At 59.3% G+C, this 15,550-nt stretch carries 14 protein-coding genes and 1 pseudogene; 7 read left to right on the top strand and 8 right to left on the bottom strand.

The window, feature by feature from the left end:
* Window positions 1–5: 5 nt before the first annotated feature.
* A complete protein-coding gene (gene glmM / locus GXX95_10890; protein NLT38640.1) occupies window positions 6–1,358 on the top strand; it encodes a phosphoglucosamine mutase in 1,353 nt (450 codons plus the stop codon).
* Window positions 1,359–1,499: 141 nt separating this feature from the next.
* Here glmM and speB read toward each other — a convergent pair whose 3' ends face one another.
* From speB to mtnA, 5 genes are all read right to left on the bottom strand, one after another.
* A complete protein-coding gene (gene speB / locus GXX95_10885; protein ID NLT38639.1) occupies window positions 1,500–2,393 on the bottom strand; it encodes an agmatinase in 894 nt (297 codons plus the stop codon).
* A 12-nt stretch (window positions 2,394–2,405) separates the two neighbouring features.
* The gene (locus GXX95_10880; GenBank protein ID NLT38638.1) at window positions 2,406–2,792 is read right to left on the bottom strand and encodes a translation initiation factor IF-5A; all 387 of its coding nucleotides are present in this window, start codon (window positions 2,790–2,792) and stop codon (window positions 2,406–2,408) included.
* 131 nt (window positions 2,793–2,923) lie between these two features.
* Window positions 2,924–4,057: a ribosomal biogenesis protein gene (locus GXX95_10875; GenBank protein ID NLT38637.1), complete on the bottom strand. Its 1,134-nt coding sequence runs from the start codon at window positions 4,055–4,057 to the stop codon at window positions 2,924–2,926.
* A 27-nt stretch (window positions 4,058–4,084) separates the two neighbouring features.
* A complete protein-coding gene (locus GXX95_10870; GenBank protein ID NLT38636.1) occupies window positions 4,085–4,708 on the bottom strand; it encodes a class II aldolase/adducin family protein in 624 nt (207 codons plus the stop codon).
* Window positions 4,708–5,730, bottom strand: coding sequence for an S-methyl-5-thioribose-1-phosphate isomerase (gene mtnA, locus GXX95_10865; protein NLT38635.1), 1,023 nt, complete (start codon window positions 5,728–5,730; stop codon window positions 4,708–4,710). Before mtnA ends, GXX95_10870 begins: the two co-directional genes overlap by 1 nt.
* A gap of 113 nt (window positions 5,731–5,843) precedes the next feature.
* Between mtnA and GXX95_10860 the strand changes: the two genes are divergently transcribed.
* Window positions 5,844–6,593 (top strand): ArsR family transcriptional regulator, encoded by a 750-nt coding sequence (locus GXX95_10860; protein ID NLT38634.1) that lies wholly within the window; start codon window positions 5,844–5,846, stop codon window positions 6,591–6,593.
* On the opposite strand, the gene GXX95_10855 is transcribed toward GXX95_10860, so the two are convergent.
* Together GXX95_10855 and GXX95_10850 are read right to left on the bottom strand one after the other, a co-directional pair.
* Window positions 6,590–7,660: a radical SAM protein gene (locus GXX95_10855; protein NLT38633.1), complete on the bottom strand. Its 1,071-nt coding sequence runs from the start codon at window positions 7,658–7,660 to the stop codon at window positions 6,590–6,592. The two genes, GXX95_10860 and GXX95_10855, sit on opposite strands and share 4 nt — an antisense overlap.
* Before the next feature lie 189 nt (window positions 7,661–7,849).
* Complete coding sequence (locus tag GXX95_10850; GenBank protein NLT38632.1) at window positions 7,850–8,104, bottom strand: hypothetical protein; 255 nt, start codon at window positions 8,102–8,104, stop codon at window positions 7,850–7,852.
* 174 nt (window positions 8,105–8,278) lie between these two features.
* On the opposite strand from GXX95_10850, the gene thiM reads away from it, so the two are divergent.
* Together thiM and thiE are read left to right on the top strand one after the other, a co-directional pair.
* Window positions 8,279–9,079 (top strand): hydroxyethylthiazole kinase, encoded by an 801-nt coding sequence (gene thiM / locus GXX95_10845; protein ID NLT38631.1) that lies wholly within the window; start codon window positions 8,279–8,281, stop codon window positions 9,077–9,079.
* An 8-nt stretch (window positions 9,080–9,087) separates the two neighbouring features.
* Window positions 9,088–9,723 carry a thiamine phosphate synthase gene (thiE, locus tag GXX95_10840; GenBank protein ID NLT38630.1) on the top strand — a complete coding sequence of 212 codons (636 nt, stop codon included), beginning with the start codon at window positions 9,088–9,090 and terminating at the stop codon, window positions 9,721–9,723.
* Between the two features lie 85 nt (window positions 9,724–9,808).
* On the opposite strand, the pseudogene GXX95_10835 reads toward thiE, so the two are convergent.
* A pseudogene (locus tag GXX95_10835) lies at window positions 9,809–11,786 on the bottom strand (peptidyl-arginine deiminase).
* Between the two features lie 121 nt (window positions 11,787–11,907).
* On the opposite strand from GXX95_10835, the gene GXX95_10830 reads away from it, so the two are divergent.
* From GXX95_10830 to GXX95_10820, 3 genes are all read left to right on the top strand, one after another.
* Window positions 11,908–12,957, top strand: a complete 1,050-nt coding sequence (locus tag GXX95_10830; GenBank protein NLT38629.1) for a zinc-binding alcohol dehydrogenase — start codon at window positions 11,908–11,910, stop codon at window positions 12,955–12,957.
* Between the two features lie 2 nt (window positions 12,958–12,959).
* Window positions 12,960–13,337 carry a 6-carboxytetrahydropterin synthase gene (locus GXX95_10825; protein ID NLT38628.1) on the top strand — a complete coding sequence of 126 codons (378 nt, stop codon included), beginning with the start codon at window positions 12,960–12,962 and terminating at the stop codon, window positions 13,335–13,337.
* A gap of 248 nt (window positions 13,338–13,585) precedes the next feature.
* The gene (locus tag GXX95_10820) at window positions 13,586–15,484 is read left to right on the top strand and encodes a hypothetical protein (protein NLT38627.1); all 1,899 of its coding nucleotides are present in this window, start codon (window positions 13,586–13,588) and stop codon (window positions 15,482–15,484) included.
* Window positions 15,485–15,550: the final 66 nt, after the last annotated feature.

Below are 15,550 nucleotides of genomic sequence, written 5' to 3'. Positions count from 1 at the left end.
TTGACATGGCAGGCAGGCTGTTCGGAACCAATGGTGTCAGAGGTGTGATCAATAAGGACATGAACGTCCAGCTGGCCATGGACCTGGGTAAGGCGATCGGCACCTTCATGGGCGGCCGCGTGGCCATCGGCAACGATTCCCGGACATCCGCCGCCATGATCAAGAGCGCGGTGGCCTCGGGACTGATGTGCGCCGGAGCCCAAGCATTGGACCTGGGCCTGGTGCCCACCCCAGTGGTGCAGCACTACGTCAAGAACAACGGGCTGGCCGGTGGCATAATGATCACCGCATCCCACAACCCTCCCGAGTTCAATGGCATAAAGTGCATAGACTCTGACGGGACAGAGATGCCTCGCTCCAAAGAGGAGGAGATAGAGAGGCTGTATTTCACCAGGACGTTCCGCAGTATGCCCTGGAACGCCGTAGGCCAGATGCGCCAGGCGTCGGGCGCGGTCCATGATTACCTGGATTCCGTCAAGAAGCTGGTGGATGCCGATGCCATCCGGGGCGCGGGATTGACGGTAGTCCTGGACTGCGCCAACGGCGCGGGTGTGGTGTCCACGCCCATGCTCCTGGACGATCTGAACGTCCGCGCCATAACCATTAATTGCAATCCTCAGGGTACATTCCCGGGCCACCCCTCGGAACCAGTGGAGTCCCACCTCCGTGACCTCATAGCAATGGTCAAGGACACAGGGGCGGACATGGGCATAGCCCATGATGGGGATGCGGACCGCACGATCTTTGTCGACGACAAGGGACGCTACCTCTATGGCGACAAGTCCCTGGCCATAACCGCGGAGGCCATGGTCCGGGAGAACGGAGGGGGCACCGTGGTGACCCCGGTATCGTCATCGATGGCCGTGGAGGACGTCGTCAGAAGGGCGGGAGGAGATATCATCTACACCCGCGTGGGATCGCCGGTCGTGGCCAGGAAGATGATAGAGGTGAGAGCGCTCTTCGGCGGGGAGGAGAACGGTGGCCTTATCTTCCCCAAGCATCAGTACTGCCGCGATGGCGCCATGACCGTGGCCAAGATGCTGGAGATCGTCACACGCAGCGGCCCGCTGTCCAAGCTCGTCGACAGCATCCCCACGTACAGCCAGGACAAGCGCAAACTGATATGCTCGGACGAATGCAAGGAAAGCGTGCTGGCTGCCCTGGTGGAGCACTACAGCTCTCAGCGGGTGGACACCACTGACGGGGTTAAGATATGCTATGATGACGGCTGGACGCTGGTGCGGCCGTCAGGCACCGAGCCCCTGTTCCGCATCTACTCCGAGGCCAGGACCGGCGAGGATGCCAAAAGGCGCTCCGAGGAATGCGAGAAGGTGCTGGTAGACCTCCTGGCACGTTGAACCCCTTTACATTTTCCTTTAATTGGACGCTAATGGCGGAGACATGCTCCCGCCACCATGTGATGGGGCCCTTTGGAACACCACTGGCCTTCAAGAACTAGAATGGATCGATGATTAGGAGACAAACGCCAGGACCAATGGCTAGCGCCGCCAGAACGGTCGTGTTCCGGTCCGCTCCTCGACCTTCTGATACTTCCATGCCACTGCGATGGCCTCCTGCACCATTCTGGCGCCGAGGGCGGCTGTGTTGCCCTTGTCATAGGGAGGGGATATCTCTACCACATCCATCCCCACTAAACGTGGGCCCAGCATGTTGATGCACTTCTTGACGTCCAAAGACGTCAAGCCAAAGGGCTCGGGCATCCCCGTAGCAGGGGCGAAGGCGGGGTCCAGTCCATCCATGTCCAGGCTAAGGTAGATCTTGTCCTTCTTGATGATGTTGAGGGCGCGCTTGAACGCCTTCTCCACCCCTTCCGTGGCGATGGTGTAGGCATCGATGTACTCCGGCAGGTTGCCGCTGACATGCTCCTCATGAGAGATGGAACGCACGCCGAAGACCAGGATGTTGTCCTTGCCCACATGCTCCGCTGCCCTCTTGGCAACGGTGTCATGACAGGAGCGCTGCCCCATTCGGGCATTCTTGTAGTTCAGATGAGCGTTGATGAAGATGATGCCGATGTCATCGAAGGCCTCGATGGCCGGGATGGTTATGGTATGCTCCCCGCCGAGCAGGATAGGGAACTTACCATCACCGACGATGCCCTTGGCCACCTCCTTGGTCTCATCCATCATGTCCTCCACTGACATGAAGTCCCGGAGGTTGCCGAGGTCATGGACCTTGACCTCGCTCAGGTCGAGGCCGTGCTCGAGCATGAACTGCTCAAAATGATATGAAGCCTCCCGGACCGCGTTGGGAGCGGCTCGTGCCCCTGGGCGGAAGGAGGTGGTGAGATCGAAGGGGATCCCGACCACCACGAACTTCGCTTCCGGATAGGAGGCATCAGCCCCCAGGAAGCTAACACCCGTAGCGGGCATGAGGTTACCTTCTCAGACCTTGGTGATCTTTCGCTTGCCCATTGCCACCATATATAGGACCTCGTCCCCGGCGTTGATCTGGCCCCGCAGCTCCTCATCGATGGGCAGCGAGAACTGCTCGAAGGTCTCCAGATCCATCATCTGGGCCTCATCGCCGGATATGTGCAAAATCTGCCCCTTCCTCTTATCGATCATAGGGACCTGGACCTTATGCTTGACCGGATGCACCACGCTGCGCTTCTTCCCATCGTAAAGGCCGACAGCATCGATCCGGCTCTTGGCCTCGCCGTGCTTACCGGGCTTGGAAGTGTCAATGGATAATATCTTGCAGGGTTCATCGTCGATGAGCATATAGCGGCCGACCTTGAGCTCCCTTACCTCAGCCTGAGTCCACATAATATATCATATGAGGGAAATCCCCCCCTGCTTATATATTTTGCTTATGGGCGATGGAGCCATAAAGTACGTTCCAGCTCCCCTGACGTAAAGCTCGTTGCGCTCGGAGAGGGGTTCACCGCCGATGGAAAGCATTACCTTTTCTTACCGCTCCACTGCGGACGGTTTCCCGAGCCTTTCTGCCCACCTCTCTGTGGGGGCCGGGGACCGCGGCGGGGAGGAGCTTCCTGTCGGGGGGCACGGCGCTCCTTCGGAGGCGGCTCGGGGTACTTCCTGATTATCTCCTCCACCCGTCGAGCGATGTCCGCGTTGAGCTGGTCCCCCACGAAGCCGCCCTTGTAGTAGTCCACCCTGGAGGCGATGGCCAGTTTCCCGCCCATGGTGCGGGAGATCTTACCGCGCTGCCAGTAAGGGGCCCGGTGCACCGTAGGGTGCTGGAATATGACCCCATGCTTGGGTGGCCTCTTTCCTTGTCGGAGGTGAGCGAACAGGGCCTTCTCCGCACCCAGCAGCTGCACGGTGCCTGCGGGCATCTGTGATAGCCTCTTAAGCCCCCCGGCGATGGAGATGAGCCGGGCGCCCAAGCTTGCCCCCACCACCGATGTGAGGTTGGGAGCGGCCTCCTGCATACGTTCCGCGATGTATGCTTCCAGGTGCTCCTTCTCCTCGTACAGATACAACAGGGTGGAGGCGAACCTCCGGACAACATCCAGGTCCTTGTCCTCCAGCTCCGATCCCACCGACTCCAGCTGGAGATCGAGCGCGTCGAGTATGGAATCGCGGACCCCCTTCTCGGAGATCAGCTTAGCGTACCTCTCCTCCCTGGCATAGTCGGCCAGCTCCGGGAAGTGTAGACCATACCACTCATGCAGCCTCTCGCTCATGAGGTTGATCATCTCGATGGTATCGTCCAAGGCACGCACGGCCTGGACTATGAAGCGGTCTGCCGGCAGTGGTTCCCTGGTCCTTATCTTTCCGAGCTCCACCATCACCTTCTGCATCAGCTGAGGTGAGAAGCCGTAGTCCACTGGCTTGATGAACGCCGTGTCCACCACCTCTGGCTTCCCCAGGGCAGACAGGCGGGGCTCGGCCACACGCATCCTCTTCTGGGCGAGCTTCCTCTCCTCCGGAAGCACCTCGCCCTTCTGCACGAGCGCCAGTTTGGCGGCAATGGCCTTGGGTTCCTTTTCGAACAGGAGGGAGCGGACGACCTGTTGCTTCTCCTTGTCCACCACGAACACGCCGAACCACTTCGTGACCAGGATCATCGCGCCACCCCACTCCTTACTGGCTCATCAATCTTTGGATGTCATCCTGGCCACTTCCTCGGGGGGAAGGTCAGGAAGTTCTCCCAGCTCTTCGCACCTTAGCTGAAGGAAGGCGATGTACTCCATCGTCTCCATGCGGGCGAAGGCCTCCATGATGTCCTTACCAACTGCCAGCGCCCCATGGCTTTTCAGCAGCGCAGCGTTATCCTTCGTCAGGCCGTTGACGATGTTTTCCGCCAGCTCCGACGATCCCGGAGTGGCGTAGCCGATCATGGGCACCTTCTGCCCCAGAACGAGGACCCCCTCTGGTGTTATGGCCGGCCGCAGCTCACGGCCCAGCAACGCCATCGTGGTGCAGGAGGGGGGGTGCAGGTGCACCACCGCCCCTACGTCCGGACGGGCACGGTATAGGCCAGTATGAAAAGGGGTCTCCATGGACGGCCTTCCGCGCTCGGCCTTGCCCGTTCCCAGGTCCACTTTGATAATCTGTTCCGGGAAGAGGAGACCCTTAATGGTCCCCGATGGCGTTATCAGGATGGTGCTCTCGTCCAAGCGGAGGCTGAGGTTGCCCCCCGATCCGAAGGTGAGGCGTCGTTCATAGGATAAACGCGCTATATCCGCGAGGTCCTTCCTGCCCCTGCCCTCGTCCATCAGATCTCATCCCCAGTGACCTGGGCCTTGCGTACCCGCTCTATTTCTGAAGGACGCAGTATCCCCACCTCGGTGATGAAGCCGGTAACGTACTTCGCGGGGGTCATGTCGAAGGAGGGGTTGAGAGCGGGCGATCCCTCCGGAGCGAGCCGCTCCCTGCCCACGTGGGTGACCTCGTCCTCGGAGCGGTCCTCGATGACTATCTCGTTGCCGGTGGCGATGGAGAAGTCGAAGCTGGAGACGGGCGCGGCCACATAGAATGGGACGGCCAGCTCGCGGCACAGGACCGCCTTGTCGAATGTGCCTATCTTGTTGGCGAAGTCCCCATTGGCGGCTATGCGGTCCGCGCCCACGATCACCAGGTTCACATCTTTTCTAAGGAAATGACCGGCCGCCCCGTCAACGATGATGGAGTGAGGGATCCCCTCGTTGTACAGCTCCCAGGCGGTGAGCTTCATCCCCTGAAGGCGAGGTCGGGTCTCGGAAACGTAGACATATATGCGCCGTCCCCTGTGCCAGGCCGTTCGTATAGGGGCGAGGGCGGTCCCTATGTCCACTGTAGCCAGGGCACCTGCGTTGCAGTGGGTCATGATGTTGTTCTCGTCCTCGATGAGCTCGGCCCCGTGGTTCCCGATGCGGCGGCACCTCTCCACCACCTGATCGGCGTAGCCATCGGCCGCCTGGACAGGATCGTCGCCCCGCTCCAGCATGGTCATCATGTGGTCCACCGCATAGAAGAGGTCGAAGGCCGTGGGCCGCGTTCCCTTGAGCTCCGCCGCGGCCATATCGAGGTTCACTCCATTGCGCGCCGCCAGGGCCATGCCGTAGGCCGCCGCAGCCCCTATGGACGGAGCCCCCCTTACCGTCATGTTCCTGATGGCCTCGGCCACCTCCGTATGGTCCAGGAGATCTAGGACCTGGAATCGCTGGGGTATGAGACGTTGGTCTATCATCCGGACCCTGCCGTCGTCGAACCATACCGCTCTGGTCTCCGTGCTCTGCTCGCCGTTCACCACTCTCATATTCAGACCCAGAAGTCATTCCAATCCGCTATACTAAACCATTGGCTTAACGGCCGTTAACCGAACGTTAGCTAAGACTTAATACGCACGGAGCAATTTAGTCCATTGACCATATGAAGAAAAGCTCCGCCCTAGATGTGTATTCTACCAGCTCCGGGCTGAAGCAGATCTCCAACCCGGTTCGTCAGAAGATCCTCAGTGAGCTCCAGAGGCGGGACCTAAGCTTGTCAGAGATCGCCCAGCTCACTGGAAAGGCCCAGTCCACGCTGTCAGTGCACCTGGACAAGATGGTGAAGGAGGGACTGGTGGCATCGAGGGACGATCCCACCGACAACCGACGGAAGATATTCTACCTGGTGTCCAAGCCCGTGGGCAGTTCGGTGGTCCCCCGAGAGGACCTCACGAAGGCCATCGGCAGCATCATCGACAAGAGCATCGGTTCACCGGCAAAGTTCCTGAAGGGGGAGCTGAGGGCGCTGGTCATCGGGGTCGAGGCCATCGGCCTCAACATGGACCCGGTTCTCAAGGATATAGGCCGGCAGATCGGAACGGCGATGTCCAGGCACATGAGGTCTAACGATGTCAAGGGCCTAATTGACGAAGTGAAGGAATTCTTCTCCCAGCATGACCTGGGAGAGCTGAACGTGTACTCCTTGGTGCCGCTGACCCTCATAGTCAAGGACGACTACGACATGTCCGATGTACCGGACGTGGGAAAGACCCTGTGCATATTGAACGAGGGCATACTGGAAGCGGTGTTCGACAGCCGTACGGGCGTACCCCTAAGGGTGACCCAGTCTGAGTGCTTCGGGATTAAGAGCAACTATTGCAAGTTCGTCCTTGAACCTACCCTCTACGACTAATGCGGCAGGTCCATCCCGATCGGATTAGGATCGCCGTTGCACAATGGATCCCGGGAATCTGACCCTTCACCGAAATAAAAGGCATTGGCCCTGCATCCCCAGCAGACCCTCTTGTCGCAGGACCGGCACACCATCTGTCCCGTACTCTTGCGGAACTCATCGAAAAAGAGGGAGGAGGATTCTTCCAGGATGATGTCACCCAGGTCCCGCTCCCGGACGGATCCCAGTTCACGACGCAGGGAGTAGCAGGAGGAGACCACACCGTCCAGGGAGATGAACACCGTGGTGCCGCAGTACTCCCGGGGGAAGTCCTGACACCCCATGGTGCGTCCAGGAAGGAAGAGCGAGTCTCGGAAGCGATAGGCGGCGCTGACCGTGTCCGGAGAGGGGATGAGAGAACTCATCTCGCCTGACCCGTCTACGGGCTTCAGGGACATGAGGCAGGTCCTCATCCCGTAATCCTCGTATAGGACGGTCATGGTCTCCTTGATGTCCTCAAGCCCCTGCAATGATGTGAGCATGAGGAGGTTCCCTATCTCCGAGGGTGGCTTCCCGATGTCCTGCAGCAGCTCCACTCCTCGTAAAGCGTCACTCATCATCGCAGGATTATATGTGGAGCGGATCGACCTCAAGACCTCGGGATCGAGGGAGTCAAGGTGGACCATGACGTACCCGCCCTCGGTGAGGTCCACCACCCACTTGGCCGTGCCCACATCGTTGAGGCGTGAGCCGCTCGTCCACAGGTTGTTGGTCATCCCGTTGTAGCGCGCGGCCTGGAGGAGCTGGATCCAGTCAGGGTGTTCCAAGGGGTCCCCCCCCATCCAGTCTACCTGCTTGATGCCCAGGGAGGCAGCTCTTCGCAGCAGCTCTTTCAGCTCCCTGACGGTCAGAGGCTCTCCTTTGGAAGACCTCTTGGCATAGCAGTACGAGCAATCAGCGGAACAGGCGGAGGTCACCTCTATCTGCAGCCGGAAGGCAGATGCCTGCTCAAAATAAGAGGCCTGTAGTCTGGCCATCGGAAAATTGCCAGCGAACATGGCGTCCAACCCGGAGGTGCTCTCTTTCATCCCGATCACAGCGTTTTTTCGCCCATGACGGTCAAGCTCTTAATACCCTATGCGTGAACATTAGATAAGGTTCGATGGTTCCCCACTCAGCTGGAGGATGGTCTCATAAGCTCGTCGAAGCAACCCTGCTTGATCGACCACAAGGTACGACCAGGAACGGATGGATGTCAGCCTATGCTGTGAGCATGCTCATTGTCCAGATCGGCGGAGCACGCCCTCGAACACATCCCCCAGCTCCTCGTGGATGAGGATGTCGTCCTCATAGATGACAAGGCCGTAACGGCGGGCGCTTGTGAGGTCCTCTATACGGTGTCCCTCCTCGTCGAGCAGCAGGATGGTGATCTCGGCCCGGGGATGGTCGCTGAACAGCTGTCTAAGGTCGTCCCTCATGCTGTCGAACTCCCCCCTGGTAATCCCTCCACGCAGCACTGTCCTCTTGTCCATGGCGGTGGTACCCGGGGATAGTAATCACATGGAGAAGATTAACCTGTGCGCTCCTGTTGGACGATGTCGCCGAGGCCGCGTCCGCATATCCCTTATATATCGTTCCATCCTACTTCGACTCTGGTCGTGGGCCGGCCGCGAACGGTGTCGGTCCCCGATACTGGTGGAACGATCATGGATATGACAACCCTATCAGGAGCCCTGGTCAGTTTGAAGGAGAAGAGGCCACTGGTCCATCACATCACCAACTATGTCACGGTAAACGACTGTGCCAATATCACCCTCTTTATTGGAGCGGCCCCGGTGATGGCAGAGGCACCAGAGGAGGTCGCGGAGATGGTCTCCATGGCTGGAGCGCTGGTCCTGAACATAGGCACCCTCCGGAGGGAACAGGTTGGGTCCATGCTCCTCGCCGGTCGCCGGGCCAACGAACTGAAGATCCCCGTCGTCCTGGACCCGGTGGGGGCAGGGGCGACAAGGTACCGCACGGAAACCGCCCAGAACCTGCTGAGAGACCTCCACATCGACATCATAAAGGGAAATGCAGGGGAGATCGGAACCCTCGCAGGCGTGGGAGGGAGCGTCAGGGGGGTGGACTCCAATGGCCTGACCGGGGACCCCATCTATGCCTGCAGATCGCTGGCCAGAGGTACCGGAGCGGTGGTGGTCATGAGCGGGCCCACCGACATCATCACCGATGGGCAGGACACCCTCCTGGTGAACAACGGCCATGAGATGATGGGGAGGATCTCTGGAACCGGCTGCATGGCCTCCTCCCTGGTGGGAGCGTTCGCCGCAGCCTTCAAGGACCACGTGCGGTCCTCCGCCGCCGCCCTGGCTGCTTTCGGCATCGCTGGGGAACGCGCCGCGTTAAAGGCCTTGTCACCATATTCCTTCAAGATCGCCATGCTCGATGAGGTCTCGTCCTTGATACCCAAAGATCTGGAGACAGATGCGAAGGTGAGGGAACCTTGACGGCCAGGATGGACCTGTACATAGTCACCGATAGCCAGGCATCCCGGGGCCGTGATCATATGTCCATGGTCAAGGCCGCCCTGGCCGGAGGAGCAGATGTCATTCAGCTGCGTGACAAGTCCTTGTCGGGACGCGACCTGTACGGTTTGGCCCTAGACATGGGCGCTCGGGTCCGCGCTTCCCGGGCCACGTTCATCATCAACGACAGGCTGGACATAGCTCTGGCGGCCGGGGCGGACGGGGTCCACCTGGGTCAGTCTGACCTCCCTGTCGCCGCTGCCCGCTCCCTCACCCTTCCATCCTTCATCGTGGGAGCATCGGTGGGTTCAGTGGAGGAGGCCGTGGCGGCGGAGCGGGACGGTGCCGATTACATCGCCCTCAGCCCGGTCTTCTCCACGCCCACCAAGGACGATGCTGGACCCGGTCATGGCTTGGAGGTGCTCAGCGAGATCAGAGCGGCCGTGGGAATCCCTGTGATCGCCATCGGAGGCGTGAACAGCGCTAACGTCAAGGATGTGGTGGCGGCCGGGGCGGACGGGGTAGCGGTGATATCCGCGGTCCTGGGGGCAGAGGACGTAGAAGCGGCGGCGAGGTCGATCAGGGAACTGGTCCTGCATGCCAAAGCCGAAAGAGGCAGGGCTTAGTATCAGCATCACGGAAAAGATCCACCCTTGCCTCCTGCATCCTACAAGGACGTTCTGAAAGGGCCGCTCAAATGAACCTTTTCGATCATTTTTGCAGTCCCTCGAAGAGCTTCGTATCCACAGCCGGTTCCTGTTGGGTGGCGCAGTGGAACCCGCCATAGCCGTACACCAGGTCGCGGGCCAGTATGGGCACTGTCTTGCGCCCGGGGAAGCACCTCTCTAGAAGTCTGACCGCCTCCTGGTCATGAGAGTCATCGAACACCGGTACGAGCACAACGTCGTTGCCGATGTAGAAGTTGGCATAGCTGGCAGGCAGCACCCTCTCCTCCTCAGGAAGGGGTATGGGCTCGGGCATGGGTAGCGTCAGCACCTCAAGGGGACGGCCGTATTGGTCACGGTACGAGGTGAGGATGTCCAGGTTGGCCTGCAGCACCTGGGGGTTGTGCCCGCCCCCGGTCTCGGAATGGGCGCACACCACTGTATCCGGGCTCACGAATCGTGCGAAGTCATCAACATGCCCGTCAGTATCGTCGCCCTCGATCCCCGACCTCAGCCACACCACCTCATTGATGTTGAGGTACTGCTCCAGGTAGGTTTCTATGTCCTCCTTGGAGAGGTGCGGGTTGCGGTTGGGGTTGAGCAGGCACTGCTCGGTGGTGAGCACCACTCCCCGTCCGTTCACATCAATGGACCCGCCCTCCATGACGATCCCGGGACGGAACACCTTCACCCGGGCGTTTTGGACGATGTCCTCTCCCGTCCGGTCGTCGTACATGAGATCATCGTACTTGCCGCCCCAGGCGTTGAACCGCCACTTCACCCCGGCCTTCCATGGGCGTTTCTGGTTAAGGAGGAAGGTGGGTCCGTAGTCGCGTATCCACACATCGGCGCTGGGGATGCGCAGGAAAAGCACGTTCTCCATGTTGACGTCCCCTCCTCTCAATTTCTTGCGGGCGCGCTCCTCCATCGCCCCATCATTCACGAGGAGCTTCACCTTCTCCCCCGGGCTGAGGGCGGCGATCATCTGGACAAAGGTGTCCTCGACCCCTTCCAGCACATCGCCGGGGAAGGTCAGGGGATTCTTCGGCCAGGAGAGCCAGGTGGCCTCGTGCCTGGCCCATTCAGGTGGCATATAATAGTCCAGGTTCCTAGGGGTCGTCTTTTCCATGATGAATCCTCCTCGTTCACTCCTTCTACAAGGGCTCAGTGAGCTTGGCATAGCATTCGGGGCGGCGGTTGGGGAAGAACCTCCAACCCTGGCGGACGTTCTCACCATGCTCCAGGTCGACGGTGGCGAGCACGATCTCCTCCTCGGAGGAGCCCCGGGAGAGGGTCTTGCCGAAAGCGTCGATGACGAAGCTCCCTCCCCAGAAGTCCATGCCCCCCTCGTTACCCACCCGGTTGCAGGCCGCCACCACCATTCCGTTGGCGATGGCATGGCCACGCATCACGTTCTCCCAGGCTTCCTGCCAATCACCCTCCCACTGCTCTATTCCTCTGACCGTCCCGATGGCTGTGGGGTAGAACACCATGTCCGCGCCTATGAGGGCCACGGAGCGCGCGGCCTCTGGGTACCACTGGTCGTAACAGATGAGAACCCCGATGCGGCCGCGGGAGGTGCCAAACACCTGGAAGCCGGTGTCGCCGGGATCGAAGAAGCTCTGCTCGAAGAAGTTCTCATCGTGGGGTATATGGGTCTTGCGATACTTGCCCAGCAGGTGCCCGTTCCCGTCCAGCACAGGAGCGGTGTTGAAGAGCCTATCGCCCTCCTCCTCGTATATGGAGCCGCCGATCACGATGGCCCCGGACTCCACGGCCGCCTCGGAAAGCGCTGTGGTAGAAGGACCAGGGATGGCCTCATGGGGGGCTAACTCGCGGCCTCGGCCTTCCGAGGTGTCGTACTGAGGGAAGTATGGGGTGGTGAAGAGCTCGGGCAGGCACACGATCTCAGCGCCTCTCCGTGCGGCCTCCTTTATCATACGGCCGGCCTTCCGGATATTGGTATCAGGGTCCTGCGTCATGCTCATCTGTACCAGCCCTATGGTCACATGGCGATCGCTCATTTACCTCCACCTCAACATGCTCAACATCGAAGACGCTAATATAGATAATCCGGGCCCCCGGCCGAGAATATGATGAGGGCGGTTCAAGTACGCCCGGTTGCGATATTATCATGATGGCAGGATGCCCATACCACAATGGGCGAGGAACATGGAGCGATGGTCTTTGTATCACACGGCCCCCCGCAGAGTGGAGGTGAGGCAGGAGGCGGTCCCCTCACCGGGAGCGGGCGAGGTCACCGTTCGCAGCGTCATATCTGCTATCAGCGCGGGAACGGAGATGCTGTTCTACCGGGGCCTAGTGGGAGAGGGCACACCTCTGGACGAGACCATAGCATCGATAAGATCACGGCTGCAATATCCATACAAATACGGTTATGCAACCGTGGGCGTGGTGGAGACGACGGGCGAGGGAGTACCCCTATCATGGGTGGGGAGGGAGGTGTTCTGTTTCCATCCTCACGAGAGCCGCTTCACCTTACCTCTTGGCGAGGTGCGACCCGTCCCCGCAGGGATGAACGTGGAGGACGCCGTCTTCTTCCCTGCGATGGAGACCGCGCTCTCCTTGACAATGGACGCCGCCCCCATCGTGGGTGAGAACGTGGCGGTGCTGGGGCAGGGCATCATCGGCTTACTGACCACAGCCATACTGTCCAGGATGCCCCTGGGGCACCTAGTGGCCGCAGACAGATATTGCCTGAGGCAGGAGCGCTCACGAGGGATAGGTGCAGAAGCGTGCGTCGACCCCACTGGTGGGCCACACCAGTTCCTCGAGGATGTTGGGCTTGCCATGAGGAAGGTCGACCTGGTCATCGAGCTCAGCGGCACCCCCGAGGGCCTGGAGCTTGCCATCGGCATCGCCGCCCTGGAGGGGAGGATAATCGTCGGTTCCTGGTACGGCACATCTCCCCAGGGCTGCCGTCTGGGAGACGAGTTTCACCGACAACGGCTCCGGATCTTCAGCAGCCAGGTGAGCAGGATATCCGGGGACCTCTCCTGCAGATGGTCCAAGGAGAGGAGGGCCGAGATAACTTGGAAGCTCATCCGGCAGGTGTCCCCCTCTCAACTAATCACCCATCGCTTCCCCATCGCAGAAGCCACCTCTGCCTATCGGCTGCTCGATGAGAGCGGTCATAAAGCCCTACAGGTGTTGATTACTTATCCGGAGGCTTGATCTTGTTCGAGACAGGGCTCAGCATGACCATGAGGTCACGACACTACCTTCCACAATCCTCCAATGCTGAGAGGGAGGAGCACTACCATGATTACACGGTGGAGGCCATCGTCCGGGGCTCCCAGGTGGATGACAGCGGTTTCCTGATAGACATCACCGTGCTCAAGGAGATCATGGGTTCGGTGCTGGAGCGCTATCGAGATGTCGTGCTCAACGATCTCCCTGAGTTCTCCTCGTGCTCCCCCACGATGGAGAACCTGGCAGTGGAGATATGGAGGAGGGTGAGGGAAGAGCTCGGTGATGCTGGGGAACGCACCTTGATGATCAGGATATGGGAGGATGAGAACGCTTGGGCCTGCTTCGAGGACCAGCTGCGGTGAGGGATGAGAACACGCTCCCGGATGCTATCAAGATTTGAAGAGAAGAAAACGTCATTGATATTTTATATGATAATATGAATAATTGTTATATGAACGACCTGGAGTAACGATAGTGCTCTAAGGAGAGGATGTAGTTTACTATTATATTTTACAATATTTATTCATAGATTTTAATTTTGGTACTAGGAAAGAAATGTTCAAGTACCCTCCAACCCGGTGAACGTGGTACTCTTCGTGAGGGATTATAGGTGAGCAGGTATAAACATCATTTAGCGGTAACGCTGATCATCGCAGCGATGGTCCTACCTGGATTCTCCATGATAGTTGACACTCCCTCCGCTTCTGCTGAAACAACGACCACGGCCTACGGCCGGATCGGTGTATCAGGAACCAAGATCCTACTCGACGGTGAGGTCACCTCCCAAAAGTTCTTCGGAGTGGTGGAGACCACCGCCCTGCAGAACGCCATACTGGCATACATAGAAGGGGAGACAGGTGCGGCCGGCAGGACGTCCCATCTGAACGGGCCTGACACCAGCAACAAAGGTTACATACCTTATCATGAGACCGCCGAGCAGTTCTGGCATCAGTACTTTGCGATAACCGAGTATTATGATTGCAACATGGTTAGGCTCGGTGCCGGGGATGCCTGGGGCTCCAGGATCCAGTACCAGGCATGGTTGAACCATCACGATGAGTATATCTCCATGCTGAAGCTGATATGTGCGCAGGCCGAGCAGCATGGCGTCTGGCTGTGCTTTGTTATGGCCGGGTCCCAGGAATACCCGACCTATGCTTATGGGGGCTCCGGCTCTGTGTTCAACATATCCAGCACCGCTTACGCTCGTTACATCGCTTATGTCCGGGACACAATGATCGCGTTGGAGGGCGAGGATGCCATCGCCATGTACGACGTTTTCAACGAGCCCGACCATGACAACTGCTATACCAACTACTGGTCGACCAACGGTGGCAAGACCGGGTTCAACAACTGGGCCAAGGCTGTGGCCGCGGCCACCGACGGCTATTCCACCCATCCCCGGACCATGGGCATCGCGGGCCTCGGCAAGATGTTCGGCTGGGGGCTCTCCGACTTCAAGCTGGCCACAGGCAACTGCGGATTCGAGATCCTTCATCGTCATTACTATGCTTCCGCCAGCGGTACCAGTAACGAATATCTTTTCAAAGACCCTGAGGCCTGGGCGGACGCTTGCGGCAGACCTCTCTACTGGGGAGAGCTGGGATACAACGGGGTGTACCCCCTGACCCGATGGGCCTTCGGTGAGCAGACCATCTGGACCGCAGGTGGCCAGATGATAGGCACGATGGTTTTGACCGGAACCCCAAGATATCCCTACACCGGAGGATTACTCCCCGACCCCGAGGTCGAGAGAGACCCGCTCCCGGAGATCGAGTTCACCTCTAACCCATTGACCAATGCCACCGTCAATAACACTTATTCCTATCAAGTGAACACATCCGTGGCCTCGACGCTGACCCTCGCTACAGACGCCGACTTTCTCACCATCTCGTCATCGGGCCTGGTCTCTGGCGTCCCCGAAGCCCCTGGTTCCTACAACGTGAGCATATCGGCCTCGGCGTCGGAAGGGAGGGGGGCGTATCAGAACTTCACGCTGATAGTTACCGAACCGCCAGAACCCATAGTGGTGCCGGTGGAGGATGATGAAGAGGTGCCGGAACCTGAGGCCATCGAGAACGAGACCAAGGAGGTCCCGACCAATGACACTGAAGAGGCCTCTTCCAACAACACTGAGGGGACGCAGTCGAACGATACTGAGGAGCGCTCTCAGAACACCACCGATCCGGTGACCAACGATACCGCTCCTCTCATCATCGATCAGAATGGCCATTTTGGAAACGCCACAACGAACAGCACTGTCGATGTGACCTCCGACCGCTCATCATGGACGGAGGTCTTGAACAGGTTGGAGTCCAGGCTCAACTGGCGCTCTCTGCTCTCCCCGGAAACGGAGGCGAACAGCAGCTCCACTGATAACAACATCACGATATCCGGCTCTGCGAACAAGGAGGTCATTAGGGCCGACGAGACGAACATGGTCCTTGCTGTGACTGCGGCCACGGTGGCCATGACCGTCGCCCTTCTGGCAGTATGGAAGTTCCGGTGAGGGCGTTCTCTGCGAGAATGAACGAGCATTAGGCGTTAGAGGGAACGAGATCCCCGACGTCCATCT

The sequence above is a fragment of the Methanomassiliicoccus sp. genome (assembly GCA_012719175.1).
GTDB lineage: Archaea > Thermoplasmatota > Thermoplasmata > Methanomassiliicoccales > Methanomassiliicoccaceae > UBA6.
The sequence above is the reverse complement of the archived record's forward strand: the minus strand, read 5'-3'. Positions and strand labels throughout refer to the sequence as shown.